Source organism: Demequina gelatinilytica (genome assembly GCF_000971115.1).
Taxonomy (GTDB): domain Bacteria; phylum Actinomycetota; class Actinomycetes; order Actinomycetales; family Demequinaceae; genus Demequina; species Demequina gelatinilytica.
On the sequence record NZ_BBLV01000005.1, the window covers coordinates 157,738 to 182,756 of the forward strand.

At 72.1% G+C, this 25,019-nt stretch carries 25 protein-coding genes; 17 read left to right on the plus strand and 8 right to left on the minus strand.

All coding sequences use genetic code 11. The features are described 5' to 3' along the window. Positions 1-12: 12 nt before the first annotated feature. The gene (locus tag AOM00_RS05720) at positions 13-462 is read right to left on the minus strand and encodes an SRPBCC family protein (RefSeq protein ID WP_062516871.1); all 450 of its coding nucleotides are present in this window, start codon (positions 460-462) and stop codon (positions 13-15) included. Next, a complete protein-coding gene (locus AOM00_RS05725) occupies positions 459-824 on the minus strand; it encodes an ArsR/SmtB family transcription factor (protein ID WP_062516872.1) in 366 nt (121 codons plus the stop codon). Before AOM00_RS05725 ends, AOM00_RS05720 begins: the two co-directional genes overlap by 4 nt. Before the next feature lie 108 nt (positions 825-932). Here AOM00_RS05725 and AOM00_RS05730 point away from each other — a divergent pair, with 108 nt between their 5' ends. From AOM00_RS05730 to AOM00_RS05755, 6 genes are all read left to right on the plus strand, one after another. Continuing rightward, complete coding sequence (locus AOM00_RS05730) at positions 933-1,727, plus strand: hypothetical protein (protein ID WP_062516873.1); 795 nt, start codon at positions 933-935, stop codon at positions 1,725-1,727. A gap of 89 nt (positions 1,728-1,816) precedes the next feature. Further along, positions 1,817-2,626 carry a hypothetical protein gene (locus tag AOM00_RS05735; protein WP_062516874.1) on the plus strand — a complete coding sequence of 270 codons (810 nt, stop codon included), beginning with the start codon at positions 1,817-1,819 and terminating at the stop codon, positions 2,624-2,626. A 61-nt stretch (positions 2,627-2,687) separates the two neighbouring features. Next, on the plus strand, positions 2,688-3,233 hold the full coding sequence (locus AOM00_RS05740) for a sigma-70 family RNA polymerase sigma factor (RefSeq protein ID WP_062516875.1): 546 nt from the start codon (positions 2,688-2,690) through the stop codon (positions 3,231-3,233). After that, positions 3,230-4,006 (plus strand): hypothetical protein, encoded by a 777-nt coding sequence (locus AOM00_RS15385; protein ID WP_062516876.1) that lies wholly within the window; start codon positions 3,230-3,232, stop codon positions 4,004-4,006. Before AOM00_RS05740 ends, AOM00_RS15385 begins: the two co-directional genes overlap by 4 nt. A 239-nt stretch (positions 4,007-4,245) precedes the next feature. Then, on the plus strand, positions 4,246-7,446 hold the full coding sequence (gene ileS, locus AOM00_RS05750; protein ID WP_062516877.1) for an isoleucine--tRNA ligase: 3,201 nt from the start codon (positions 4,246-4,248) through the stop codon (positions 7,444-7,446). Positions 7,447-7,595: 149 nt separating this feature from the next. Beyond that, complete coding sequence (locus AOM00_RS05755) at positions 7,596-8,495, plus strand: sulfurtransferase (protein ID WP_062516878.1); 900 nt, start codon at positions 7,596-7,598, stop codon at positions 8,493-8,495. Between the two features lie 122 nt (positions 8,496-8,617). Here AOM00_RS05755 and AOM00_RS05760 read toward each other — a convergent pair whose 3' ends face one another. From AOM00_RS05760 to AOM00_RS05770, 3 genes are all read right to left on the minus strand, one after another. Then, entirely contained in the window at positions 8,618-9,505 is an 888-nt protein-coding gene (locus AOM00_RS05760; protein ID WP_082096659.1) for an aminotransferase class IV, read from the minus strand. A gap of 79 nt (positions 9,506-9,584) precedes the next feature. Beyond that, positions 9,585-9,911, minus strand: a complete 327-nt coding sequence (locus tag AOM00_RS05765; protein WP_062516880.1) for a DUF2510 domain-containing protein — start codon at positions 9,909-9,911, stop codon at positions 9,585-9,587. Between the two features lie 116 nt (positions 9,912-10,027). Further along, positions 10,028-11,104, minus strand: coding sequence for a hypothetical protein (locus tag AOM00_RS05770; protein WP_156159055.1), 1,077 nt, complete (start codon positions 11,102-11,104; stop codon positions 10,028-10,030). A gap of 194 nt (positions 11,105-11,298) precedes the next feature. On the opposite strand from AOM00_RS05770, the gene AOM00_RS05775 reads away from it, so the two are divergent. Beyond that, complete coding sequence (locus AOM00_RS05775; RefSeq protein ID WP_169746816.1) at positions 11,299-12,813, plus strand: bifunctional folylpolyglutamate synthase/dihydrofolate synthase; 1,515 nt, start codon at positions 11,299-11,301, stop codon at positions 12,811-12,813. Position 12,814: 1 nt separating this feature from the next. On the opposite strand, the gene AOM00_RS05780 is transcribed toward AOM00_RS05775, so the two are convergent. Further along, entirely contained in the window at positions 12,815-13,450 is a 636-nt protein-coding gene (locus AOM00_RS05780) for an NAD(P)H-dependent oxidoreductase (protein WP_062516882.1), read from the minus strand. Beyond that, the gene (locus AOM00_RS05785) at positions 13,447-13,890 is read right to left on the minus strand and encodes a MarR family winged helix-turn-helix transcriptional regulator (RefSeq protein WP_062516883.1); all 444 of its coding nucleotides are present in this window, start codon (positions 13,888-13,890) and stop codon (positions 13,447-13,449) included. The genes AOM00_RS05780 and AOM00_RS05785 overlap by 4 nt, the downstream gene beginning before the upstream one ends. 91 nt (positions 13,891-13,981) lie before the next feature. On the opposite strand from AOM00_RS05785, the gene AOM00_RS05790 reads away from it, so the two are divergent. Genes AOM00_RS05790 through AOM00_RS05800 form a run of 3 tightly spaced genes read left to right on the plus strand, consistent with a single transcriptional unit; the run spans position 13,982 to position 16,217 of the window. Then, entirely contained in the window at positions 13,982-15,379 is a 1,398-nt protein-coding gene (locus AOM00_RS05790) for a bifunctional folylpolyglutamate synthase/dihydrofolate synthase (protein WP_062516884.1), read from the plus strand. Beyond that, positions 15,376-15,774 carry a DUF4233 domain-containing protein gene (locus tag AOM00_RS05795; RefSeq protein ID WP_062516885.1) on the plus strand — a complete coding sequence of 133 codons (399 nt, stop codon included), beginning with the start codon at positions 15,376-15,378 and terminating at the stop codon, positions 15,772-15,774. Before AOM00_RS05790 ends, AOM00_RS05795 begins: the two co-directional genes overlap by 4 nt. Next, on the plus strand, positions 15,771-16,217 hold the full coding sequence (locus AOM00_RS05800) for a hypothetical protein (protein ID WP_062516886.1): 447 nt from the start codon (positions 15,771-15,773) through the stop codon (positions 16,215-16,217). Before AOM00_RS05795 ends, AOM00_RS05800 begins: the two co-directional genes overlap by 4 nt. Before the next feature lie 4 nt (positions 16,218-16,221). Here AOM00_RS05800 and AOM00_RS05805 read toward each other — a convergent pair whose 3' ends face one another. After that, a complete protein-coding gene (locus AOM00_RS05805; protein ID WP_062516887.1) occupies positions 16,222-16,731 on the minus strand; it encodes an adenine phosphoribosyltransferase in 510 nt (169 codons plus the stop codon). A 75-nt stretch (positions 16,732-16,806) separates the two neighbouring features. On the opposite strand from AOM00_RS05805, the gene ndk reads away from it, so the two are divergent. The 7 genes from ndk (at position 16,807) to AOM00_RS05840 (ending at position 24,960) form a co-directional block, all read left to right on the plus strand. After that, positions 16,807-17,226 (plus strand): nucleoside-diphosphate kinase, encoded by a 420-nt coding sequence (gene ndk, locus AOM00_RS05810; protein ID WP_062516888.1) that lies wholly within the window; start codon positions 16,807-16,809, stop codon positions 17,224-17,226. 80 nt (positions 17,227-17,306) lie between these two features. After that, entirely contained in the window at positions 17,307-17,900 is a 594-nt protein-coding gene (locus AOM00_RS05815; RefSeq protein WP_062516889.1) for a TIGR00645 family protein, read from the plus strand. A gap of 60 nt (positions 17,901-17,960) precedes the next feature. Further along, positions 17,961-21,518: a chromosome segregation protein SMC gene (gene smc / locus AOM00_RS05820; protein WP_062516890.1), complete on the plus strand. Its 3,558-nt coding sequence runs from the start codon at positions 17,961-17,963 to the stop codon at positions 21,516-21,518. 119 nt (positions 21,519-21,637) lie between these two features. Beyond that, positions 21,638-21,931, plus strand: a complete 294-nt coding sequence (locus tag AOM00_RS05825; RefSeq protein ID WP_156159056.1) for a hypothetical protein — start codon at positions 21,638-21,640, stop codon at positions 21,929-21,931. A gap of 53 nt (positions 21,932-21,984) precedes the next feature. Next, positions 21,985-23,121, plus strand: coding sequence for a signal recognition particle-docking protein FtsY (gene ftsY, locus AOM00_RS05830; protein WP_228373421.1), 1,137 nt, complete (start codon positions 21,985-21,987; stop codon positions 23,119-23,121). Between the two features lie 238 nt (positions 23,122-23,359). Continuing rightward, on the plus strand, positions 23,360-24,619 hold the full coding sequence (locus AOM00_RS05835; RefSeq protein WP_062516892.1) for an ammonium transporter: 1,260 nt from the start codon (positions 23,360-23,362) through the stop codon (positions 24,617-24,619). Positions 24,620-24,621: 2 nt separating this feature from the next. After that, entirely contained in the window at positions 24,622-24,960 is a 339-nt protein-coding gene (locus AOM00_RS05840; protein ID WP_042215355.1) for a P-II family nitrogen regulator, read from the plus strand. The last annotated feature ends 59 nt before the right edge of the window (positions 24,961-25,019 follow it).

Sequence of the window (25,019 nt, forward strand, 5' to 3'; positions counted from 1 at the left end):
GGCTCCACCGCGTCACCCATAGAGCGTCGCGAGGCTGTCGAGGCTGCCTTCCCAGCCCGCGGCGTGGCGGTCGCGCTGGTCCTCGTCCCAGAGGCGCACGTGGGTGAGCACCACGTGGCAGCCCTCGTCGGTGGGTGAGATCTCGACGGTCACCTCGGTCGAGTCGGGGGTCGTGTCCTCCCAGCCCCACGTGAAGCGCACCAGCCGCGGAGGGTCGAGCTCGAGGTAGGTGCCGTACGCGGTCATGTCGTCCTCGTCGGCGGTGACGCCGGGGATGGTGAGGCGGTACGTGCCGCCCACGCGGGCATCGGCCTCGCAGGTCGACGTCTTGTACCGGTCGATCGATGGCTTGAGCCACGCGGCGAGGTGCTCCGCGGTGGTCCAGAGCTCGAACATGCGGGCGGGGGAGATGCGGTAGTCCCGCTCGAGGGTGAGCGTGAGGCCGGTGTCGGCGATGGTCATGGCTGCTCCTTGTCGAGCGCCTCGGCGTAGGCGCCGAGGCTGTCGAGCGCGCCGCCCCAGAAGGCGCGTGCGCGGTTCATCCAGTCGAGCGCCTCGTCCATCGCGGACGCATCGACGGTGACGCGGCGCTCGCGGCCGCGTGCGACGCGGGACACGAGCCCCGCCTGCTCGAGCGCCGCGGCGTGCTTGTTCAGCAGCTGCGGCGACATGCCGGTCCCGTCGGCCAGCTCCGACATGGTGATCGGTGCCGGGCTCGTCGCCGCGACGCGGAGGACCTCCCGGCGCGCCGGGTGGGCGAGGGCGGCGAAGACCCGGTCGAGGCGCTCGTCGAGCGGCTCCCGCTGGATCGATTGGTAAACCATAAGGTTTAGTATTTGTCCGGACCGTCCGGATGTCAACCGCACAACCTCACGGGTCCGCCGCCTGTTGTCGGGGCAGCGGTCGCGACCGGCCGCGCGGGGAGGTCCAACGTGAGCCGAGACCTGGGAGACGCGCTCGCCGACGCGCTCGACGGGGCCGATGGGCGCGCGGACAAAGGTCCGCACGCGGGCGTCGACCTGTACGTCCGGGCGGTCGCGGCCACCCGCTCCGCGCGGCGTGCACGATGGCTCGCGGCGGCGGCCGGCCTCGCAGTCGCCGTCACCCTCGCGATGTCGCTGTCCGGCGACGATGGTCAGGGGCCCGCCGCCGCGCCGAGCGCCGCGCCGGCCGCTGCTCCGCGCGCCGTCGCGGACCCCGATGCGCGCCCGGGCGAGGCCGGCTGGACGGTCGCGGGCGTCACCATCGATCCCCGCGGCGCGGCGGAGCCGATCGGTCCCGACTCCGTCCTGCCGCACGCGCTGTCCCAGTACTGCCTCGCGCTCGATGCCTTCGCGAGGCTGGTCGGGGCGGTCGACGGGACCGAGGCGTGGCACCCCGGCGCTTTCGTCGGTGTGAGCGGCGCCGCGCTCGACCTCCACGTCCGCACCTTCGACAACGCGCGCATCGCTGCGGAGTACGTGGATGAGGCACGCGTGATCGGCGGCCGCTGCGTCGCGGACCTCGACGCCCGGTGGGTCGACGCGACACTGACGCACAGCGGTGGCAGCGATGCCGACGACGAGGCGCTGTGGCTCGCCGTGGCGACCGGCGAGGGCGCCGTCGATGCCTGGCGGCTGCGGATGCAACGGGAGGGCAGCACGGTCGTGGCGGCCGTCGCGGAGCCCGGTGCGACGGATCGCACCCTCGCGATCGTGCGCGCATGGCTGAGGGATGGTCCCAGGTGAGGCCGCCCGTCACCGATCAGGCACAACCGATCCGTGGTGCCGGCTGTTGGAAGAGGGAAGGGCCCCGGCGCAGGGCCCGGGGGAGGGCCATGAGGGGACCGGCAGGGATCTCGCTCGCCGGGACGGTCGGCGTCGTCGTCGCCGTCACGGCCGGGTGCGATCGGGCCGAGCCTTCCGTCGCCGACGGCACGCCCACGGCGACAACCGCCTCCGCGCAGGCCGTCGCGCCGGCGGACGATCCCGAGCTGCGAGCCCTTCTCGGCTCCTTCGGGCCCGAGATCGAAGGCTTCGAGGTGCCCGCCCGGTTCGCCCGTGGAGGTCCCGAGCCTGCCTCCGCCCTGGTGCTCGACGCGCCGGACGTGGTCGAGCCCGCCGAGTGCACCGGGTTCCATCAGGCGTCTGCGCTCGCGACCCCCGAGGACCTGGGGGCCGCCGCCGACGACCTCCTCTTCGCGGCCGGATGGTTCTTCCCGGGCGGGGCCATGCCCGACGAGCCGCCGTTCGTCCCCAGCATCGAGGTGGCCGCGCGCGTGTTCGACGATGCGGCGGTGGCGGCGGATCTTGTCGGCGCCCTCCTGGGGTCCGGCTGCGAGGCCTACGTGCGCACCGCGACCTGGGACGACGGCTCGAACACGCTCGAGCACGAGGTCGCGGAGGTGGGTGAGATCGACCTTCCGGGCCTCGAGGCGCGCACCGTGCTCATCGTCTGGGCCCGGGGCACCGCGACCCAGTACGACGCCGCGGGCGAGGTGGTCGGCGTCGATACCCGGGAGTCCTGGCGCCAGTACGTGCACGTCGACGGCGTGGACGCGATCTCGATCGAGACCGCGGGCCTCGAGGACGAGCAGATGGTCGCGGATGTGATCGCCCAGTTCCTCGACCACATGGCGACCGGGTGACGAGGCGGGTGGAACGAGGGACCATGGACGGACGGTGCCGACGGCGGGGAGGCGGCTCACCATGAGGGCGTGGAAGGGTGTGCTCGACACGCTCGTCCGCGAGCGCCGCAGCAGGCTTGTCGGGTACGCCTACCTGATCTCCGGCGACCGGCCCACAGCCGAGGACCTGGTGCACGACGCGATCATCCGCACGTTCTCGCGCGCCCGCCGGCTCGAGGACGTCGACCGCGCGGAGGCCTATGTGCGGCGGACCATCCTCACGCAGTACCTCAACCGGCGGAGCTCGCAGGAGGTCGCACGGGCGAAGCAGCATCTGCTGGTCGAGCGCGACGCCGCACCCGCGGATGAGCACGCGGGGGAGCACGATGCGGTGGTCAGCGCGCTGCGCGAGCTTCCCGCACGCCAGCGCGCATGCGTGGTCCTGCGCCACGTCGAGGAGCTGTCCACCGCCGAGACCGCGGAGCGCATGGGAGTGTCGGAGGGCGCCGTCAAGCGCTATCTGCACGATGCGGTGGCGCGCCTTCGGGACCTGCTGGGCGACCTGCGGTCGATGGACGACGAGCCGGAGAGCATCGCGGTGTCCGCGCCGAGGCGAGGCGCGCGATGACGGACGACCTCAGGACCCTGCTGCTCGGTTCGCTCGCCGCCGAGGAGCGCCGCCGGGCCGCCGAGCCTTCTCAGCCGACGGCGACCGGGTACCGGAGCGAGGTCGGGCGCCGTCGAGCCCTGCGGCGTGCCGTCGAGGCGACGGGTGCGCTCATGGTGGCCGGGGTGATCGCGGTCGCCGTGCTCGTCGCGGGCCACTCCACCCGGGACCTCGCACCGGCGCCGCCCGCGGCCTCAGTGCCGGCCGACCCCGCAGAGCGCGAGTGGTCGCCGCCGGGGACGTTGCACCCCGATGGGGTGGTGATGCCCTGGACCGAGTTCTGGGACGTCGCCTCGGAGCAGGTCCCCGGGTGCGCCGCGCTCGATGCGCTGGGCCGGCTCCGGGGTGCGAGCGAGCTGGGCGGCGAGCCCGTCACGCTCGGCACGGTCGAAGGCGAGGACGGAGGCTCGAACCAGGTGGTCGCACGCGTGTTCCCCTCGACGAGCGCGTCCTCGGCCTTCCTCGACGAGTACTCGGCGGCCGCGGTCGCGTGCCAGGACCAGGTGGCTGCGCTGGATGCGGGTGTCACGGTCGACGTCGCGGATGTGGGCGTCGGCGCCGTCGAGGGGACCGGTGTCCGCGTCGACATCGGCGCGGACGACGGCTACGGCGGGCGGTGGACCAGCTGGGTCCATGTGAGCGGCGAGGAGGCGCTCGCGGTCATGGTCGAGCCCGGGGTCGACAACCTCGGATCGCAGATCATCGCCTCCTGGTTCGCCGCCGGGACCGGGTGACGGTCCTGGGATGGCCCCGGTACACTGCTTCCCAGCAGCGTCGACCCGGCCATCACCGGCGAGCTTGCGGAAGAACGGGCTCCGGCCCCAGTAGAACCGCACGGGCAGCCCGTCACAGCGAAGACGAGCGGCGATCGCACCACCCGGGGCGGTCGCAAGCGGGGTGGTACCGCGCATCGTCCCTCGGGGCGGGGCGTCCTCGCATCACAGAAGATCGCCTGGACCACCAAGAGGAACGCATGACCGCGCGCTACCCCCTTCACCGCAGCTCCGAGCCCGGCTCCCACGCCGAGGTGCCGCCGTCGCCGCACTTCCCGTCGATCGAGACGGACGTGCTCGCGTACTGGGAGGCCGACAGGACGTTCCAGGCGTCGATCGACAACCGCCCCGCGCGGACCGAGGACGGCAACAACGAGTTCGTCTTCTACGACGGCCCGCCTTTCGCGAACGGCCTGCCCCACTACGGCCACCTGCTCACCGGGTACGCGAAGGACGTGGTCCCGCGCTTCGAGACGATGCGCGGCAAGCGTGTCGAGCGTCGCTTCGGCTGGGACACGCACGGCCTGCCCGCGGAGCTCGAGGCGGAGCGCATCCTCGGCATCACGGACAAGTCCCAGATCGAGGAGATGGGCATCGCGGCCTTCAACGACGCGTGCCAGCAGTCGGTGCTGAAGTACACCAAGGAGTGGGAGCAGTACGTCACCCGCCAGGCGCGCTGGGTGGACTTCGAGAACGACTACAAGACCCTCGACGTGACCTTCATGGAGTCCGTCATCTGGGCCTTCAAGGAGCTCTACGACAAGGGGCTGGCCTACGAGGGCTTCCGCGTCCTGCCGTACTGCTGGCGCGACGAGACCCCGCTGTCCAACCACGAGCTGCGCATGGACGACGACGTCTACGCGATGCGCCAGGACCCCGCGCTCACGGTGCTGATGCCGCTGATCGACGCGCCCGGCGAGCTCGCCGATGCATCCGTCATCATCTGGACCACCACGCCGTGGACGCTCCCGAGCAACCTCGCGGTCGCGGTCGGACCCGAGATCGAGTACTCGGTGGTGCGCCCCGTCGAGGGCGCCTTCGCGGGACGCAGGCTGGTCCTCGCCTCGGCGCGTGTGGGGGCGTACGCGCGCGAGCTGGGCGAGGGGGCCGAGACCCTCGCGACCATGTCGGGCGCCGAGCTCGCCGGCCTGCGGTACGTGGCGCCGTTCTCCACCTACGCGGACCGCGACAACGTCCACCAGGTGCTCCCCGGCGACTACGTGTCGACGGAGGACGGCACCGGCATCGTGCACCTGGCCCCGGCCTTCGGTGAGGACGACATGCTCGTGTGCCAGGAGGCCGGCATCGAGCCGGTCATCCCGATCGACTCCAAGGGCCGCTTCACCGCGGAGTTCCCGCAGTACGAGGGCATGCAGGTCTTCGACGCGAACCCCCACGTGATCACGGATCTCAAGGAGGCGGGCATCGTCCTGCGCCACGAGACCTACGACCACAGCTACCCGCACTGCTGGCGCTGCCGCAACCCCCTCATCTACCGCGCCGTGGGCTCGTGGTTCATCCGGGTGAGCGAGTTCCGCGACCGCATGGTCGAGCTCAACCAGGACATCACCTGGGTGCCCGAGCACATCAAGCACGGGCAGTTCGGCAAGTGGCTCGAGGGTGCCCGCGACTGGTCCATCTCGCGCAACCGGTACTTCGGCACGCCCATCCCGGTGTGGGTCTCGGACGACCCCGCGTTCCCGCGCACGGACGTGTACGGCTCGCTCGAGGACCTCGAGCGCGACTTCGGCCGGCTGCCGCTGGATGAGAAGGGCGAGCCCAACCTGCATCGTCCCTTCATCGACGACCTCACCCGGCCCAACCCCGATGACCCGTCGGGAAGCGCCACCATGCGCCGCATCAGCGACGTGTTCGACGTGTGGTTCGACTCGGGCTCGATGCCGTTCGCCCAGGTCCACTACCCGTTCGAGAACCGCGACTGGTTCGACGGGCACAACCCGGCCGACTTCATCGTCGAGTACATCGGCCAGACCCGCGGCTGGTTCTACGTCATGCACGTCCTCGCGACCGCGCTGTTCGACCGCCCGGCGTTCAAGACGTGCGTGAGCCACGGCATCGTGCTCGGCTCCGACGGCCGCAAGATGTCGAAGTCCCTGCGCAACTACCCGGACGTCAACGAGGTCTTCCACCGCGACGGCTCCGACGCGATGCGCTGGTTCCTCATGTCCTCGCCCATCCTCCGCGGCGGCAACCTCATCGTCACCGAGGAGGGCATCCGCGAGGGCGTCCGCCAGGTGCTGCTGCCGCTGTGGTCGACGTACTACTTCTTCACCCTGTACGCGGGCGCCGCACGCGGGGGAGAAGGCGTGCTGGCGGCCCAGGTGGACGATGCGCGTGTGGCGTCGCTGCCCGTGATGGACAGGTACGTGCTGGCCAAGACCGCCGAGCTGGTCGCCGACGTCACCGCGCAGATGGAGGCGTTCGACGTTCCCGGCGCCTCGGACTCGCTGCGCCAGTTCATGGACCTGCTCACCAACTGGTACGTCCGCACCCAGCGCGACCGTTTCTGGGACGAGGACCAGGACGCGTTCGACACGCTCTACACCGTGCTGGTGACGCTGACCAGGCTGGCCGCGCCGCTGCTTCCGCTCGCGACCGAGGAGATCTACCGCGGGCTCACGGGTGAGCGCTCCGTGCACCTCACCGACTACCCGGTCGCGCCGGCGGCCTGGGGCGACGAGTCCCTGGGCGGCACCATGGACCTGGTGCGCGAGGTCGTGTCGAGCGCGCATGCGCTGCGCAAGAAGGAGCAGATCCGTGTGCGTCAGCCGCTCCCGGGCCTCGAGATCGCGGTCGAGGCGCCCGAGGCGCTCGTCGACTACGCGGACCTCATCGCGTCGGAGCTCAACGTCAAGGCGGTCGGGATGGTCGCGGTCGACGTGTTCACCGCCGCGAACCCGGTCGAGCGCAGCCTGACGGTCAACGCGCGCGCCGCGGGCCCGCGCATCGGCAAGGACGTGCAGGCCGCGATCAAGGGCTCCAAGACGGGGGACTGGTCCGAGTCCGCGTCGGGCGAGGTCGTGTCCGGCGGCATCGCGCTGGTGGAGGGCGAGTACGAGCTCGCGACCGTGATCGGAGGCGGAGCCGACGGCGAGTCGGCGGCCGCCGTGCTCCCGACCGGAGGCTTCGTGCTGCTCCGCACCGGGATCACCCCCGAGCTCGAGGCCGAGGGCTTCGCCCGCGACCTCATCCGCGCGATCCAGGACGAGCGCAAGAGCGCCGGGCTGAACGTGTCCGACCGCATCGTGCTCACGCTCACCGTCTCGGCGGAGCGGCTGGAGGCGGTGGCGACCCACCAGGAGCTCATCGAGGGCGAGGTGCTCGCGGTCGAGACCCACGTCTCCGCGGGCGAGCAGTCGGTGCGGGTCGCGAAGGCCTGACGCCCGCCCCACCCCCCTGACAGCCACAACGGAGTTCGGCGCGACACGCCGGTGGATCGGTGCCTTCCGGGGCCGGCCACCGGCGTGTCGCGTTCGGATCCGTTGGCGCTGTCGAGGCGGAGCGCGGGTGGCGGGGCTAGGTTGAAACCATGAGCGTCCTCATCTCGGTGCCCGAGCTCGCCGAAGCCCTCGCATCGTCCGCACCGCCGCGGCTCCTCGATGTCCGCTGGTCGCTGGCGCAGCCCGACGGGCACGCCGACTTCGAGGGCGGGCATATCCCCGGCGCCGTCTACGTCGACCTCGACACCGAGCTCGCGGACATCGGCGACCCGGCCCGTGGCCGCCACCCGCTGCCCACGCCCGAGGCGTTCCACGCCGCCGCGCGCGGATGGGGGCTGAACGACGGCGAGGCCGTGGTGGTCTACGACGCAGGCCCGTCCTACGGTGCCGCCCGCGCATGGTGGCTGCTGCGTCACGCGGGGGTCCACGACGTCCGGATCCTCGACGGCGGGTTCGCGGAGTGGGTCGCCGAGCGCGGAGACGTCGAGTCCGGCACGGTCGAGCCGCCGCACGGCTCGATCACGCTCGGCTGGGGCGAGATGCCGGTGATCGACGGTGACGGCGCGGCGGCGTGGCCGGAGCATGGCTTCCTCCTCGACGCGCGCGCACCCGAGCGCTTCCGCGGCGACATCGAGCCCATGGACCCCGTCGCCGGGCACATCCCGGGGGCGGTCAGCGCGCCGACGTCGGACAACCTCGCCGAGGACGGCCGCTTCTACGGACGCGGAGGTCTCGGCGAACGGTTCGCGGACCTCGGGATCGACGCCGCCGACGCGGTCGCGGTGTACTGCGGCTCCGGCGTGACCGCCGCGCATCAGATCGCGGCGCTCGAGATCGCGGGGTTCCGTGCGGCGCTCTACCCGGGCTCGTGGTCCGAGTGGGCGAACACCCCGGGCCGCCCTGTCGGGACGGGGGAGCAGTCCGTGGGCCGCCTCGGCCACCCGCTCCCGCACCCCAAGGGTCACGTCGCACGCCAGCAGGCGCCCTAGGCGGCGGCCGCGCCGTCGCTGGGCACTGCCAACGGATCTCGCCGCGACGCGCCGGAGACGCAAGGGAGATGCGCCTCGCGCATCGGCGTGTCGGGACCAGCTCCGTTGGTGCTGTCCGGGGGTCAGCCGTGATCGAGGATGTCCGCGTTGACCGCCCCGGTGAGGTCGCGGTCGACGGGGTAGGCGCGGCCGTCGAGCTCGCGGATGGGGCGCAGCAGGTTGACGGAGTCCGTGAGCCACAGCGCGTCGGCGCCCTCGAGCTCCTCGACCCGCACATCGCGGTACACGCAGTCGAGACCGCGTGCGCTCAGGGCGTCGAACGCCGCGCGCTGCGCGGTCCCGTGGAGCAGCCCGCCGTCGATCGCCGGGGTGACCACCTGGTCGCCGAGGCGCACCAGCACGGTCGCACGGGGCGCCTCGAGCACGTAGCCGTCGGTGGTGGTGAAGATCGCCTCCTCGGCGCCGCGCGCCTTGACGTGGCGAAGCGCGGCCATGTTGACCGCGTAGGACAGCGTCTTCGCGCCCACGAGCAGCCAGGGTGCCTCGGCCCCGATCCCGTGCGGGTAGCCGCGCGAGAGCGTGAGGACGGCGATGCCCTCGGTGCGCTCGCGCGAGACGTCGGGGTAGACGTCCGCGTAGGCGAAGCCCGTGGGCTGCGCATCGGCGACCCCCTCGAGCCCGCGCGTGTAGACCACCTTGCACAGCGCCGTCGCAGGGACCTCGTCGAGCCCGTCGAGCAGCGTGCGTACCGCGAGCGCGATGGCGTCGCGGAACATCCCGAGGTCGGGCGCCGGGAGGTCGAGCATCGCGGCCGACTGCGCGAGCCTCTCGAGATGCGGCTCGAGATCGTGCATCCGGCCGTGGTGGACGCCGACGGTCTCGAACACGCCGTCGCCGCGGGTGAGCCCCGCATCGGTCACCAGGATCGCCGGGTCGTCGGGCGACGCCAGCACGCACGCGGCGCCCGGCCTTCCTGCGGTGGGCGCCCCGCAGATCACAAGAATGGGCATGCTGACCTCCTGAGACGCCACCGTAGCGCGCCACCGGCGGCCGGGCGACGATGCGGGCGACGATGCGGGCGACGGGTCGCTACGAGGACGTCGCGGGGCTCGTGTCCGTGGTCACCACGGAATCGGGCTGGGGGTGGGCGTCCTGCTCCATCTCCTCGCGCTGCGCCACGAACGCGATGGCGACGAGCGCGACCCCCAGGAGCGCCACCGAGGCGATGATGCCGAGCACGGCGGCGAGGCCGAGCCGGTGCCTGGGCTCCGCGGGCTCGTCGGTGCTCGCGGCGAGCAGGCGCGAGTGCTCGGTCCACGCCGCGCCGTCCCAGTAGCGCAGGAAGCCGGCGCGCTCGGGATCCGCGTACCAGCCCGCGACGGGCTGCGCAGGCGCGTTCCAAGGCGGTTCGCTCACGACACCCCCTCAAGCATCCGCGTCAACCGTGGGCTCAAGGTACCGCCTGCGTGCCGTCCTGTCACCAGCCTCGGGCGCGGAAAGTACGTTCGTCGTGCCTGCTACGCGGGCCCCGGTCAATCCGTCAGGGAGCGGACCGCGATCGCGTCCGGCTCGAGCGGGCCCGCCTCCACGCGGGAGTCGCGCACGGTGAGCGCGCCCTCGGCGGTCTCGTGCTCGATCGCGGCGCCCCGCGGCGCGGTGTTGCCCACCACCATCGCCATCGAGAGCTCGACGTCCGCGTCGGGGGACCTCAGCAGCAGCCCCCCGCCGGCGACGGTGGCGGTGTTGTCCACCACGGTGGTCGCCCGCAGCCGCAGCGGGGCGTCCACGACGGCGAGCGCTCCGCCGAGCCCGCACGAGTTGCCCAGGAAGGCCGCTCCCCGCACCCTGACGGGCGCGACCATGTCGCGCGCGAGCACCGCGCCTCCCGCGCTCGCCTCGGGATCGCTGCAGGTGTTGCCGGCGAAGGTCACCGCGTCGAGCGTGAGCCTGCCGCCGTCCATCGCGACCGCGCCGCCGCCGGTGAGCCGTTCATCGTCCTCGACCACGCGCGGGGCGGCGCCGCCCTCCAGGACCAGCCGCGACAGGACCAGGTGGGGCACCGGCGCTCCGGTGCAGCCTCCTTCGCTCGCGGTGCACCCGCGCGCCTCGATGAGCCGCCCGGCCCCCGCGCCGACGAGCGTGATGGCGTCTCCGCCCTCGATCCGCACGCGCGCCACGGAGGGCTCGCCGGGGGCGCAGCCTCCCGCGGCGCACACCCTCAGGGGCTCGGTGAGGACGATGCGCGCGGGGCCGCCGCAGTCGAAGGTCACCGTGCCGCCGCGGGCGACCGCGCGGCCGAGCGCGGCGGCCGTGCATGACTGCCGGGTGCCGTCGCCCACCACCGCACGCCCGTCGACCACGTGCATCGTGCCTCGTCCCGTGCGGCTCGGGGCGGGCGGGAGCACGTCGGTGGCGTCCTCGTACGGCTGAGGCGGGAGCACGGCAGGTGCCGTGATCGGCGGCTCGACCGTGCGCGCGGCGTGCGGCGCGGGAGGCGTGTCGGAGGAGGGCGGCGGGGAGTGGCGGCTGACGTCGGGCACCGGGGAGCAGGCGGCGGCGGTGATCACGACCGCGACCACCCATGCGTGCCTCGCCCACCCGGTGCGCATGACCAGAGCGTAAGGGATGAAACGGACGATGGCGTGCACGGCCGTGTGTCGAGCCTCTGCGTGTCGCGAGGGCGCCCGGGACGCTACGGTAAAGAGAGAATAATACCTGGTAGCTAACCGATTTTCACGGGTAGGGCAAGCGCTTTCCGGGTTGTGTCACAAGCACTCGATTCCGTGCCGCACAATTGCTTCTCGTGACAACGGATGTCTTCCCCGAATTGAGCCTCGCCGAGGCCGAGCGCGAGATCGACGCGCACATCTTCGCCCGTACGCCCGAGGCCGATCACGAGGCCAAGCTCCTGCGCGTGGCGCAGGCCCTCTCGCTCCTCGGCGACCCCCATCGCTCGCTCGACATCATCCATGTCACCGGCACCAACGGGAAGACGTCGACCAGCCGCATGATCGAGTCGCTGCTGCGCGCCCACGGGCTGCGCACGGGGCTGTTCACGTCGCCGCATCTGACCACGCTGCGCGAGCGCATCATGATCGACGGCGCGCCGCTCGCCCAGGACGCCCTGGTGCGCCTGTGGCAGCAGGTCTCTCCCGCGATCCATGCGGTCGACCAGGCGTCGCTCCAGCGCGGCGGCCCGCGCATGAGCTTCTTCGAGGTGCTCACGGTGCTCGGCTTCGTCGCCTACGCGGACGCGAAGGTCGATGCGCTGGTGCTCGAGGTCGGCATCGGCGGCCTGCGCGACGCCACCAACGTCGCCGATGGACGCGTCGCCGTCCTCACCCCGATGGCGCGCGACCACGACAAGTACTTCGTGGGCGGCCTGCCCGGCGTGGCGCACGAGAAGTCGGGGATCATCAAGCCCGGCGCGACCGTCGTCAGCGCGCTGCAGAAGGACGAGGCGGCGCAAATCATCGTCGCCGCCGCCGCGCAGCGCCAGGCCTCGGTGTTCTGGGAGGGTGCGCACATGTCGGTTGCGTCGCGCCGCGTGGTGCCGGGCGGCCAGGTGGTCACCCTGCGTACGGCGGCCCGCAACTACGTCGACGTGTTCGTGCCGCTGCACGGGGAGTTCCAGGCGCAGAACGCGCTGATCGCGCTCGCCGCCGCGGAGGCGTTCATGGGTGACGGCGTGCCTCGCGCGCTCAGCCTTCCCGCCGTCGCGCGCGGCTTCGCCGGAGCGACGTCGCCCGGTCGCATGGAGGTCGTCTCCGCGGAGCCGACCGTCATCGTCGACGCCGCGCACAACCCGCACGGCATCGCCGCGCTCGCCGACACGCTGCGCGAGACCTTCAGCTTCGACAAGCTCGTGGGCGTGGTCGCGGTGCTCGCGGACAAGGACGCGGACGGCATCCTCACGGGGCTTGCGGGCCTCATCGACGAGGTGGTGATCACGCAGACCCGCTCGCACCGCGCGGCCGATGCCGAGGAGCTCGCCGAGCGGGCGCGCCTCGTGTTCGGCGCCGACCGCGTCCGGGTCGCGGCGTCCGTCCCCGACGCCGTCCAGATGGCCACCGCGATCGCGTCCGAGGCGGAGGGCGAGGCGGGCGTGCTCATCGCCGGCTCGATCACGCTGGTGGGGGAGGCGCGCCGTCACCTGCAGGCGACGCACATGCCCGCGACCGTCGACGCGCACACGGTGGTGACGGCCTCGGCTGCCTCCGACGCGCCCGTCGAGGAGGCGCCGCTGTCCGCACGCGATCAGGGCGTCGGCGACTCGCCGCTCGAGGACGCTGGCGACGCGGGCGCGATCCCGGCCTGACTCACGCCGCCGCGTCGGCGGTCCGTGAGGGCTGCCGCGCGGCGACGCGGGCACCGTCCGTGGCGCCGTCCCGAGCCGCCTGGGCGATCCAGCGGTCGCGGCGCTCGTCGGAGGCATGGCGCGCCTCGGGCAGGCGCCGTACGCCGATGGTCTTGACGCCCACGTAGCCGAGCGTCGCGTACCGCATCGCGGAGACCATCGCGTCGCGGTAGACGATCGCGTTCCACCACGCCGGGGAGTCCATGGTGCACGTGAGGCGCGCGGTCTTCCCGGCCCACAGCTTCGCGGGTGCGCGATCCTCCTTGACGTACGCGACGCCGCTGACGAACGCGCGGTCCACGAAGGCCTTGAACACGGCCGGATAGGTGCCCCACCACTGCGGGTAGAAGAACGCGAGGTGGTCGGACGCGCTGAGCGTGGCGACCATGCGCGCCACCGCATCGTCCAGGTGGGCGAGATCGCCTCCCGGGGCCCGCAGGTCCGCGGGCGCCGACGGGTTCGGGGCGAAGCCGTGCTCAGCGAGGTCGATGACGCGGACCTCGGCGTGCGCCGACGCGGCATCCGCGTAGGCGCGCGCGAGGCGCGAGGTGAGGGTGTCGGGCAGCGGGTGGCCGATGACGACGGCGATGGTGCTCATGGCTGTTCTCCAGGGTCGGTCGGGAGCCCGAGCACGCGGGCGAGCGTGTCGAGCTGGTGGCGCAGGGCGAATTCGTCGAGCTCGGGGTGGAGCGTGAAGAGGTCGGAGAACTCCGCCTCGAGACGGGCGCCCGCGGAGGAGACGAGCTCGTAGGCGCGGGGCGTGGGGACGATGCGCAGCCGGCGCCCGTGATGGGGGTCCGGTTCCGCGGTGAGGTAACCGTCGCGCACCAGGGGCGGGATGCGCTTGCTCGCCGCGGCCTTCGACATGCCCGCGCCGCGCGCGAGGGAGGTCACGTCCGCGCCCGGCAGCGCGGCCGCGACGGCGAGGAAGCCGAACGTCGCGAACGTCACGCCGTGCTCGCGGCGCAGCAGATCGTCGGCGTAGGTGTCCATCGCGACGACGACGCGGTGGAGGAGGAAGGAGGTGGGTTCGCTCACGCCGCCATGTCAACACGTTGACATCATTGTGTCAACTGGTTGACAACATTCGTGCGTCGGGCCCGCGTGCCGCCGTGACAGACTTGTGGGCATGACCGACCTTGACCTCGGTGGCCTGAGCCTCGAGGAGGCCGAGCGCGAGATCTACGCGCACATCGTCTCCCGCAATCCCGAGCACGACTTCGAGCCCACCCTCGACCGCGTCCGTGAGGCGTGCGACCTGCTGGGCAGCCCGCAGCACGCCTACAAGGTGATCCACCTCACCGGCACCAACGGCAAGACCTCCACGGCGCGCATGACCGGGTCGCTGGTGCGCGAGCACGGCCTGCGCACGGGTCTCTTCACGTCGCCGCACCTCACCACCGTGCGCGAGCGCATCCAGATCGACGGCGAGCCCATCTCGCAGGAGGACTTCGTCCGGCTGTGGCTGGACGTCGCACCCATCCTCCACATGGTCGACGTCCGCTCGGCGGCGAACGGCGGCCCGCGCATGAGCTTCTTCGAGGTGCTCGTGGTGCTCGCCTACGCGGCCTTCGCGGACGCGCCCGTCGACGTGGCGGTCATCGAGGTCGGGATGGGCGGCGTGTGGGACGCCACCAACGTGGCGGACGGAGACGTGGCCGTCATCACCCCGATCGGGCTCGACCACCAGGAGTGGCTCGGCGACTCGCTCGCGGACATCGCGGCAGAGAAGGCCGGGATCATCAAGGACGGAGCCGCCGTGGTGCTCGCCCCGCAGTCCGCGTCCGTCGACCCTGTGCTCGATGCGGCGATCGAGGAGCGCGGCGCGCGCGCCTACCGCGAGGACGTCGACCTCGAGGTGGTCGAGCGCCAGCCGGGCGTCGGCGGTCAGCTGGTGACGCTCCGTACGCCCGCCGCCACCTACACGGACATCTTCGTCCCGCTCTACGGCCCGTACCAGGCCCACAACGCGCTGCTCGCGCTCGCGGCCACGGAGCTCCTGCTCGCCGACGGGGGAGCGCCCTCGTCGCTCGCGGGCGAGACCGTCGAGGCGGCCTTCGCGGCCGTGAGCTCGCCGGGACGCCTCGAGGCGGTGCGGACCGCGCCGCTCATCCTGGTGGACGCCGCGCACAACCCGCACGGCGTCGAGGCCATGGTCGAGGCCCTCGACGAGTCCTTCGCGTTCGAGACGCTCGTGGGCGTGGTCGGCATCCTGCGGGACAAGGACGCCGAGGGCATCCTCGCGGCGCTCGAGCCCGCGCTCGCGCATGTGGTGATCACCGCATCGTCCTCTCCGCGCGCCATCCCCGTCGAGGAGCTCGCGCCGCTCGCGCGCGAGATCTTCGGAGAGGACCGCGTGACGGAGACCGAGGCGCTGCCCGACGCGATCGACGCCGCCGTGCAGCGCGCCGAGCGCGACAACGACCTGGGCGCCGGGGTGCTCGTGGTCGGGTCCATCACGCTCGTGGCCGATGCGCGCCTTCTGACCGGCGCGGACCGCCGCAAGGGGACGGGGAAGGCCCGATGACCGCGCGCAAGAAGCGCTCCGCGCGGTTGACGTTCTGCCAGACCGTGCTCGCGCTCCAGTCGCTCGCCGCGTTCTTCGCCACGCTGGTCCTGTGGGGCCTCGACCGCGCGGGCGAGGTCTCCATCCCCGGCCCCGTGCTGTGGGGCGGCGGGCTAGGGATGGTGGTGCTGCTTGGGTACGCCGCCGGGCAGCAGAAGAGGCGCTGGGGGCTCGCGCTCGGCTGGGCCCTCCAGGTGCCGATGCTGCTCGGGGGGTTCATCGAGCCCGACATCGCGGTCATCGGGGCGATGTTCCTGCTCACGTGGCTCGCCGGCGTGCGGCTCGGCGGCCGGATCGACCGCGAGCGCGCCGAGTACGACGCCGCGGCGGAGGCCGCCGCGGGCGAGGTGGCGTGAGCGGCTTCCTGTGGCGCATGGGCGGCGCCCTCGCGCTCGGCCTGCTGGGGCTCACGCTGGTCTTCTGGCAGCTCGAGCACGCGCAGCTCTACGCCTTCGCCGGTCTGGGGCGTCCGTCGCCCGCGGTGTACGCGCTGCTGTTCGCGGGCCTGCTCGCCCTCAACGTCGCGGTCTTCTACGCGCTCACGCGGTGGTCGCGGTTCGTGCGGGAGCACCCGGACACGCGTCAGCTCCCGCCGTGGTTCCTCATCGGGATCGCCGTCGTGTGCGGCGGTGTGCTGGTCACCGGGATCGCGGTGCACGCCGGCTACCTGCGCTCGCTCGATCCGCTGCCCATGACCATCAGCCAGGGCTTCGTCGCGTTCGAGGCCGTGTTCGCGGGCCTCGCGCTGGTCCCGCTGGTGCTGCTCGCGGTGCGATGGTCGACGGGCTACCGGCGCTGAGCCGTCAGACGACCACGACCGACGTCACCTCGTAGCCCTCGAGCGCCTCGCGACCCGGCAGCGCGCCGATCTCGATGAGGAAGCTGAAGCGCACCGAGGCGGCGCCGCCGCGCTCGAGCATCTCCGCCACCGCCCGGGCGGTGCCGCCCGTCGCGAGGACGTCGTCGATCACCAGCACGTGGCGGCCCTCGACGGATCCCGCGCTCACGGCGAGGTCGCGCGCGCCGTACTCGATCTCCGCGGTGGACTCGAGCAGGTCGGTGCCGGGCATCTTGCCCTTCTTGCGGACCATCGCCATGCCCACGTCGAGCGTCTGCGCGACCACGGGAGCGAAGATGAAGCCGCGCGCGTCCACGCCGGCCACGATGTCCACCGTGGCGTCGCTGGGCGGCATCAGCTGGATGCACGCCTCGCGGAAGCGCTCCGGGCTCGCAAGGATGGGCGCGATGTCGTAGAAGAGGATGCCCTCGACGGGGAAGTCGGGATACGTGTCGAAGTCGTCGAGCGTGATCACGGGGTCCATCCTGTCACGCACGCAGCGGGCCGACCCCCGGCGCCGCACCGGGTCCCACCCGCTAGGCTCCGTGCCATGACGGAACGCACCCTCATCCTGGTCAAGCCGGACGGAGTGAAGCGCGCGCTGTCGGGGGAGGTCCTCCGACGCATCGAGGCGAAGGGCTACACGCTGGTCGCGGTGGAGCTGCGCAAGGCGACCCCCGAGCTGCTCGCGGACCACTACGCGGAGCACGTGGGCAAGCCCTTCTACGACCCGTTGGTCGAGTTCATGCTGTCCGGACAGGTGCTCGCCGTCGTCGCCGAGGGTCAGCGCGTCATCGAGGGCTTCCGCTCGCTCGCCGGCGCCACCGATCCGACCGTGGCCGCACCGGGCACCATCCGCGGCGACCTCGCCCGTCAGTGGGACCTGCCGGTGATCCACAACATCGTGCACGGCTCGGACTCGCCCGAGTCCGCCGAGCGCGAGATCGGCATCTGGTTCCCGGGCCTGTAAGGTCTCGCACACCCGCGGCCGCGGCGTGCCTCGCGCGCACGCCGGGCTGCTCGCCGTCCCGTCCCCCCCGGAAGGTCCTGATGCGCACCACCGCCGAGCACGCCCTCGAGCGCGGCCTCTTCGCCACCCGCTGGCTCCTCGCCCCCATGTACGTGGGCCTCGTCGCAGGCCTGGGGGTGGTGCTGGTGAAGTTCTTCCTCGAGCTGTGGCACCTCATCTCCGAGTTCTCGCTCGAGAGCGAGGCCGACGAGATCACGGTCGCGATCCTGTCGCTCATCGACATCGCGCTGCTGGGCAACCTCGTGGTCATCGTCATCTTCGCGGGCTACGAGAACTTCGTGTCGAAGATCGAGGCCGCGAAGGGCAACGAGGACCGTCCGTCGTGGATGGGGCACGTCGACTTCTCGGGCCTCAAGATGAAGCTCATCGGCTCGCTGGTCGCGATCTCGGTGATCCTGCTGCTCAAGGACTTCGTCGCGATCGACGGCAAGGGCGAGGACGCGGACTACACCTCCGTGGCGTGGCGCATCGGGCTGCACTTCACGTTCGTGCTGTCGGGCGTCCTGTTCGCGATCATGGACTACTGGGGCGCCAAGCGTCAGGTGCTGCTCGCGGACGCCCACGCGCACCACCCGGAGCTCGAGGACACGGAGATGGACCGCGTCACGCCGTAGCCGGAGGGCGCCGGTCGCGCCTCGGCTGAGCGGGGGAGCGCCTGCCCTACACTCGCACCCATGCATCTCAAGACGCTGACGCTGCGAGGCTTCAAGTCCTTCGCGTCGGCGACGACCCTCGAGTTCGAGCCGGGTGTCACGTGCGTGGTCGGGCCGAACGGTTCCGGCAAGTCCAACGTGGTGGACGCGCTCGCGTGGGTGATGGGCGAGCAGGGCGCGAAGACCCTGCGCGGCGGGCAGATGGCGGACGTCATCTTCGCCGGCACGTCGGGGCGCGCCCCGCTGGGCCGCGCGGAGGTCTCGCTCACCATCGACAACACCGACGGCGCGCTCCCGATCGACTACACCGAGGTCACCATCAGCCGCACGCTGTTCCGCAGCGGCGGCTCGGAGTACGCCATCAACGGCTCCGCATGCCGTCTGCTGGACATCCAGGACCTGCTCTCCGACAGCGGCCTGGGCCGCGAGATGCATGTGATCGTGGGTCAGGGCCAGCTCGACGCCGTGCTGCGTGCGACCCCCGAGGACCGCCGCCACTTCATCGAGGAGGCGGCCGGCATCCTCAAGCACCGCCGCCGCAAGGACAAGGCGCTGCGCAAGCTCGACTCGATGCAGGCCAACCTCACGCGCGTGCAGGACCTCACGGGGGAGATCCGCCGCCAGCTCGGTCCGCTGGGCAAGCAGGCCGAGGTCGCCCGCCAGGCGCAGCGCATCCAGGTCGACGTCCGCGATGCGCGTTCGCGCCTGCTCGCGGACGACATCGCGACGCTCACCGAGTCGATGTCCAAGGACAAGGCCGATGAGACGGCTCTGCTCGAACGGCGCGCGACCGTCGAGAAGGCGCTCGCGGAGGCGCGCGACCAGCTCGCCGAGCTCGAGCGTCACGCGGCGGAGGCCGCTCCCGCTCTCACCCGGGCGAACGACATCTTCTACCGCCTCAGCGCGATCCGTGAGCGCCTGCGCAACCTCCACACCCTCGCGGAGGAGCGCGTGCGGATGCTGGGGACGCAGACCGATGCGGCGCCGCCCACCGACCTTGTCGACCTCGACGAGCAGGTCGAGCGCGCGAAGGCGGCACGCGCCGAGCTCGAGGCCGAGGTGGCTGCGGCCGCCGATGCGCTCGAGGCGGCGATCGAGGCGCGCAAGGATGCCGAGGACACGGCGTTCCAGTCGGACCGCCACCACGCGAACCTGCTGCGCTCGGTCGCCGACCGCCGCGAGGGCGTCGCGCGCCTCGCCGGCCAGGTCGCCGCGAAGCGCTCGCGCGTCGAGTCCGCCGAGGCGGAGATCGGGCGCCTTGAGGAGCAGCTCGCGGCGGCGGAGCGTCGCGCGCACGATGCGACGGCCGAGTTCCAGCACGTCGAGACCTCGGTCGCGGCGGTCGAGCCCGGCGAGCAGGACCTCGACGTCCAGCACGAGGCCGCGACGCAGGAGTGGGAGGCCGCCAAGACGGCCGTCGCCGAGCTCAAGGACGCGGTCCACCACGCGAGGCGCGAGCGCGACACGTGGGCGGCCCGCGGCGAGGCCCTCGAGCTCTCCCTGGTGCGCAAGGACGGCGCGGGTGCGCTGCTGGCGAGCGGCACGCGCGCGGTCATGGGCACGGTCGCCTCGCTCATCGAGGTGGGCGGCGATGCGGAGGACGCGATCGCCGCCGCGCTGGGCCCGCTCGCGGATGCCCTCGCGGTCGCGACGGTCGAGGACGCCGTGGACGCGATCCGCTGGCTGCGCGACGAAGATGCCGGGCGCGCCCGCTTCCTGGTCGCCGACCCCTCCGCGCGTGCCGAGAACCCGGCGGTCGAGCTCCCGGAGGGATCCGCCTGGGCGACCGACCTCGTGTCGGGGCCGTCGGGACTGGTCGACACCGTCCGTGCGCTCGTCGCGGGCGTCGCGGTGGTCGAGGACCTTGCGGCGGCGCGAGCGCTCGTCTCGGCGCATCGTGAGGTCACGGCCGTCACGCGCCGTGGCGATGTCCTGGGCGGGCGCACCGCATCGGGTGGCGCCGGCGACGCTCCGAGCGTGATCCACATGCAGGCGGCCTACGACGATGCGCGCGACAAGCGCGATGCGGCAGCAGCCGAGCTGGAGAAGGCGCAGGCGCGCCTCGCCGATGCGGAGACGGCGGAGTCGGAGGCGCGCGGTCTGCACGAGCGCACGCTCGCCCGCCTCACCGAGGCCGATGCGAAGGTCGCCGCCGTGGCCGACCAGCTGAGCCGTCTGGGCGCGGAGGCGCGTGCGGCCAAGGCCGAGGTCGAACGCTTCACGGTCCAGCTCGACCAGGCGAGGGAGCGCCTGGCGACGGACGAGGACGAGCTCGCGAGCCTCACCGAGCGCCTCGGAGCCGCGCAGGCCGAGCCGGAGCAGTTCGAGTCGGACACCCGCGAGGCGCAGGAGCGTCGCGACGCCGACGAGGCAGCTGCGCGGGACGCGCGTTCCAAGGAGACCGAGGCACGCCTCGCCCTGCGCACCTCGGAGGAGCGGGCCCGAGCCCTCGCGAGCCGCGCCGAGAGCCTCGAGCGTGCGGCCGTGGCCGAGCGCGAGGCCCGTGCGCGAGCCGAGGCGGCGGCCGCACGTCGCGAGCTGCAGGCCCAGGCGGCGCGTGAGGTGATCGCGGGCAGCCGCGACGCGATCGCGCTCATCGACGTGTCGGTGCAGCATGCTGACGACAACCGGGCGGCCGTCGAGGCCCAGCGCGCCGAGCGCACCGGCACCCTCGCCCAGGTCCGCCGCGCGGTCGACGACCTCTCGACCGAGCACTCCCGCCTCACGGACGACGCTCACCGCGACGAGGTCGCGCGTGCCGAGCAGAACGTGCGGCTCGAGCAGATGCGCCAGCGCGCGGTGGACGAGCTGGGCGTGGACCCCGACCGCCTGGTCGAGGAGTACGGCCCGCACCTGGGAGTGCCCGTGGTCGACGCGGATGCGGACCCGGAGGGGGAGCCGGAGACCGTCCCGTACGTGAGGGAGCAGCAGGAGAAGCGCCTGCGTCAGGCCGAGCGCGCCATGAACCAGCTGGGGCGCGTCAACCCGCTCGCGCTCGAGGAGTTCGCGGCGCTGGAGGAGCGTCACAAGTTCCTCACCGACCAGCTCGCGGATATCAAGCGCTCGCGCGAGGACCTGCTCACCATCGTCAAGGAGATCGACGAGCGCGTCGAGGTGATCTTCGCGGAGGCGTTCGCGGACACCGCGGCGCAGTTCGACCGCGTGTTCCCGCGCCTGTTCCCCGGGGGGGAGGGCCGGCTGGTCCTGACGGACCCGGCGAACATGCTCACCACCGGCATCGAGGTCGAGGCCCGTCCCGCAGGCAAGAAGGTCAAGCGCCTGTCGCTGCTGTCGGGCGGCGAGCGCTCGCTCACCGCGGTCGCCCTGCTGGTGTCGATCTTCAAGGCGCGTCCCAGCCCGTTCTACGTGATGGACGAGGTCGAGGCCGCGCTCGACGACGTCAACCTGGGACGCCTGCTGGAGATCTTCCGCGAGCTCCAGGAGGACTCGCAGCTCATCGTCATCACGCACCAGAAGCGCACCATGGAGATCGCCGACGCGCTCTACGGCGTCACCATGCGCGGCGACGGTGTCACCACGGTCATCAGCCAGCGCCTGCGGGACGACGCCTCCGTCTGACCTGCCTGCTATCCCGCTGATGTGCGGGTGTCGGGAAACTTCCACGCCCGTCGCACGTTAATCAGCCGGACGCCGACGAGCATTCGTCGGACTTGTCCGATCTGTACGGATGCGGCACCATGCTCTGGCACGGGACCGGCGACGGAGGGAGCGGGATGTTCAGCCAGATGGAGGGGACCCTCGTGGTCGCCGGGATCATCGCCCTCATCGTTTTCGCAGCGGCGTTCGCCGCGGAGGGCCGCGGGCGCCGGGTGGTCCGCCTGATGCTGGGCGTCGAGGAGCGGCGGCCCGTGGCCGAGCACCTGTACGACGAGCTGGAGCGCCCCGCGGCGACGCTCGACGTGGTCGGCGAGCTCGGCCGGGAGACCGCCTCGATCCCCGTGGTCGCCCCGAACGTGCGCCACCGCCACTGAACCCCCGGCGGGGCCGGGACGGGCATCCGCCACCGACCTGAGAGACTGTGCCCGTGGACGTCTCATGGATTCCTGGTGACAGCGACCTCCTGGTGACCGTGGTCGCCGGGCTCGTGGTGCTCGGCGGTGTCGGCGCCGCCCTGGTGGGCAGGACGCGCAAGGCGCCTCCCCGGCAGGCCCCGTCCGCGAGGGACGATGCGGCGGTCGCCGCCCCGACGGCGGCACCGGAGGCTCCCGAGGCCGCTGCCGGGCCCGCCGCACCGACGGTCGAGGCGCCGGAGGCCGTGGACCATCGGTTCGGACGTCTGCGCGGGCGCGTCGGCACCGGTCTCGGACAGTCGCTCCTCGCGATCTTCCGCCGCGGAGGGCTGTCGCAGGACGACTGGGACGAGCTCGAGGAGACGCTACTCATGGCCGACGTCGGGGCGGCGGCCACCGACGAGCTCATGGCGGACCTCAAGGCACGCCTCAAGGCCGCGCCCGACGGCGACCCCCGCGAGCTGCTGCGCGCGGCGCTGCTCGACGTGGTCGATCCCGCGCTCGACCGGTCGCTTGCGCTGGGCGAGGCCGGCGACGGCGCGCTCCACTCCGCCGTCGTGGTGGGCGTCAACGGTGTGGGCAAGACGACCACGGTGGGCAAGCTCGCGCGCGTGCTGGTGGCGGAGGACCGTTCGGTGGTGCTCGGTGCCGCCGACACGTTCCGTGCCGCCGCCGCCGACCAGCTCGAGACCTGGGGCTCACGCGTCGGCGTGCCCGTGGTGCGCTCGCACCAGGACGGTGCGGATCCCGCCTCGGTGGCCTTCGAGGCCGCCGACCGCGCGCGTTCCGAGCAGGCCGAGGTGCTGCTGGTCGACACCGCGGGCCGCCTCCAGAACAAGCAGGGGCTCATGGACGAGCTCGGGAAGATCGTGCGCGTGGTGTCCAAGGTCGCGCCGCCCTCCGAGGTGCTGCTGGTGCTCGACGCGACCACGGGCCAGAACGGGCTCACCCAGGCCCGCGTGTTCGGGCAGGTCGCCCCGCTCACCGGCATCGTGCTCACCAAGCTCGACGGCACCGCCAAGGGCGGCATCGTCCTCGCCGTGCAGCGCGAGCTGGGGGTCCCGGTGAAGTTCGTGGGCCTGGGTGAGGGCGCGGACGACCTCGCGCCCTTCGACGCCGAGGGCTTCGTCGACTCGCTCCTGGGCGAGTAGCCGCGCGCCGCGGGAGGTGGCGCTGCCGCACCCGCGGAGCCGCCCCGCTACCAGGCAGGAGCCGGGTTCAAACGGGCGAGGGGCCGGCGGTGTTCCGAATCGTACGTCTGCGCAACGCACCTTTTACCTGCGCAAGGCTGATGTAACCGTTACGAAACACAAGGGTCGTTCAGGGGTAACAGGCGTGCGGGAGTCTTCTTGACGACTAGCCGACGGGCTAGCGAAAAGGAGAAGCAGAATGGATAGCGGCAACATCGCCTGGCTCCTGACTTCTGCCTCGCTCGTGCTCCTGATGACGCCTGCCCTGGCGTTCTTCTACGGCGGCATGTCGCGAAGCAAGTCGGTCCTCAACATGATGATGATGAGCTTCGGTGCCCTCGGCGTCGGCATGCTCGCCTGGGTGCTCTTCGGGTACTCGATCTCGGCGGGCGACACCGTCAACAACCTGTTCGGCGACCCCCTGTCGAACCTCGGCATGGTCGACGTCCTGAACAACTACGCGGAGGACCCCGACTCGGTCATCGCGGCCGGCTTCGGCGCGACCTTCGCGATCATCACCGTCGCGCTGATCTCGGGCTCCGTTGCGGACCGCATGAAGTTCAGCTCCTGGCTGCTCTTCGCGTTCCTCTGGGTCGTCCTGGTCTACTCGCCCGTCTCGCACTGGGTGTGGGGCACCGGTACCGCCGATCAGGGCTTCGACGCGCTCCTCGGCGGCGGCGGTCCGCTCTTCGCCGACCTGCCCGGCCCGTACGACTTCGCGGGCGGCACGGTCGTCCACATCAACGCCGGTGTGGCCGGCCTGGTGCTCGCGCTCCTGCTCGGCGTCCGCAAGGGCTTCGGCAAGGAGCCCATGCGTCCGCACAACCTGCCGTTCGTCATGCTCGGCGCCGCGCTCCTGTGGTTCGGCTGGTTCGGCTTCAACGCCGGTTCGGCCTTCGCCGCCGACGGCTACGCCGCCCTCGCGTGGGTCAACACCACCACCGCCACCGCGGTCGCGATGCTCGGCTGGCTCTTCACGGAGAAGCTGCGCGACGGCAAGGCCACGTCGCTCGGTGCCGCCTCCGGTGTGGTCGCCGGTCTGGTCGCCATCACCCCGTCGTGCGCCTCGGTCGACACGTGGGGCGCGATCGTCATCGGCTTCTTCGCGGGTGTCCTCTCGGCCCTCGCGGTGGGTCTCAAGTACAAGCTGGGCTACGACGACTCGCTCGACGTCGTGGGTGTCCACCTCGTCTCGGGTCTCTGGGGCACGCTGGCCATCGGCCTCGTCGCGTCGGGCACCATCAACGGTGACGCCGGTCTGTTCTACGGTGGTGGCATCACGCTCCTCGGCGTGCAGGCGGCCGCTGCGGCCATCGTCATCGTCTACTCGGCGATCATGACCCTGATCCTCGGCCTGCTGATCAAGTACACGCTTGGTCTGCGCGTCAGCGAGGATGTCGAGGTGTCGGGTATCGACCTCGCCGAGCACGGCGAGACCGCTTACGAGGAGGCGAAGTAACCATGAAGCTGGTCACCGCGATCATCCAGCCCCACCGCGTCGACGAGGTCCGTGCGGCCCTCGAGGCCGCGGGTGTCAAGGGCGTCACGGTCTCCGAGGCTGCCGGTTACGGCCGCCAGAAGGGCCACACCGAGGTCTACCGTGGCGCCGAGTACACGGTCGACCTGGTGCCGAAGACGCGCCTCGAGGTCCTCGTGGACGACGCCGATGCCGCAACCGTGACCGAGGCGATCGTCTCGGCCGCGCAGACCGGCAAGATCGGTGACGGCAAGGTCTGGGTCGTCCCCGTCGACGACGTGGCCCGGGTCCGTACCGGCGAGCACGGCGCGGACGCCCTGTAAGGGTCACCGCATCACGCATGGGCAGCCACGACGGCTCCCGCGCTGAGGTCCCGCACCCC

What these genes read in the sequence shown, in the direction of transcription:
- AOM00_RS05835 (WP_062516892.1), top strand. Translation starts at nt 23,360, where the DNA reads ATGGATAGCGGCAACATCGCCTGGCTCCTGACTTCTGCCTCGCTCGTG.
- AOM00_RS05720 (WP_062516871.1), bottom strand. Translation starts at nt 462, where the DNA reads ATGACCATCGCCGACACCGGCCTCACGCTCACCCTCGAGCGGGACTAC.
- AOM00_RS05760 (WP_082096659.1), bottom strand. Translation starts at nt 9,505, where the DNA reads ATGCCCATTCTTGTGATCTGCGGGGCGCCCACCGCAGGAAGGCCGGGC.
- AOM00_RS05780 (WP_062516882.1), bottom strand. Translation starts at nt 13,450, where the DNA reads ATGAGCACCATCGCCGTCGTCATCGGCCACCCGCTGCCCGACACCCTC.
- AOM00_RS05735 (WP_062516874.1), top strand. Translation starts at nt 1,817, where the DNA reads ATGAGGGGACCGGCAGGGATCTCGCTCGCCGGGACGGTCGGCGTCGTC.
- AOM00_RS05840 (WP_042215355.1), top strand. Translation starts at nt 24,622, where the DNA reads ATGAAGCTGGTCACCGCGATCATCCAGCCCCACCGCGTCGACGAGGTC.
- AOM00_RS05755 (WP_062516878.1), top strand. Translation starts at nt 7,596, where the DNA reads ATGAGCGTCCTCATCTCGGTGCCCGAGCTCGCCGAAGCCCTCGCATCG.
- AOM00_RS05825 (WP_156159056.1), top strand. Translation starts at nt 21,638, where the DNA reads ATGCTCTGGCACGGGACCGGCGACGGAGGGAGCGGGATGTTCAGCCAG.
- AOM00_RS05815 (WP_062516889.1), top strand. Translation starts at nt 17,307, where the DNA reads ATGCGCACCACCGCCGAGCACGCCCTCGAGCGCGGCCTCTTCGCCACC.
- AOM00_RS15385 (WP_062516876.1), top strand. Translation starts at nt 3,230, where the DNA reads ATGACGGACGACCTCAGGACCCTGCTGCTCGGTTCGCTCGCCGCCGAG.
- ileS (WP_062516877.1), top strand. Translation starts at nt 4,246, where the DNA reads ATGACCGCGCGCTACCCCCTTCACCGCAGCTCCGAGCCCGGCTCCCAC.
- AOM00_RS05795 (WP_062516885.1), top strand. Translation starts at nt 15,376, where the DNA reads ATGACCGCGCGCAAGAAGCGCTCCGCGCGGTTGACGTTCTGCCAGACC.
- AOM00_RS05790 (WP_062516884.1), top strand. Translation starts at nt 13,982, where the DNA reads ATGACCGACCTTGACCTCGGTGGCCTGAGCCTCGAGGAGGCCGAGCGC.
- smc (WP_062516890.1), top strand. Translation starts at nt 17,961, where the DNA reads ATGCATCTCAAGACGCTGACGCTGCGAGGCTTCAAGTCCTTCGCGTCG.
- AOM00_RS05770 (WP_156159055.1), bottom strand. Translation starts at nt 11,104, where the DNA reads ATGCGCACCGGGTGGGCGAGGCACGCATGGGTGGTCGCGGTCGTGATC.
- ndk (WP_062516888.1), top strand. Translation starts at nt 16,807, where the DNA reads ATGACGGAACGCACCCTCATCCTGGTCAAGCCGGACGGAGTGAAGCGC.
- AOM00_RS05740 (WP_062516875.1), top strand. Translation starts at nt 2,688, where the DNA reads ATGAGGGCGTGGAAGGGTGTGCTCGACACGCTCGTCCGCGAGCGCCGC.
- AOM00_RS05725 (WP_062516872.1), bottom strand. Translation starts at nt 824, where the DNA reads ATGGTTTACCAATCGATCCAGCGGGAGCCGCTCGACGAGCGCCTCGAC.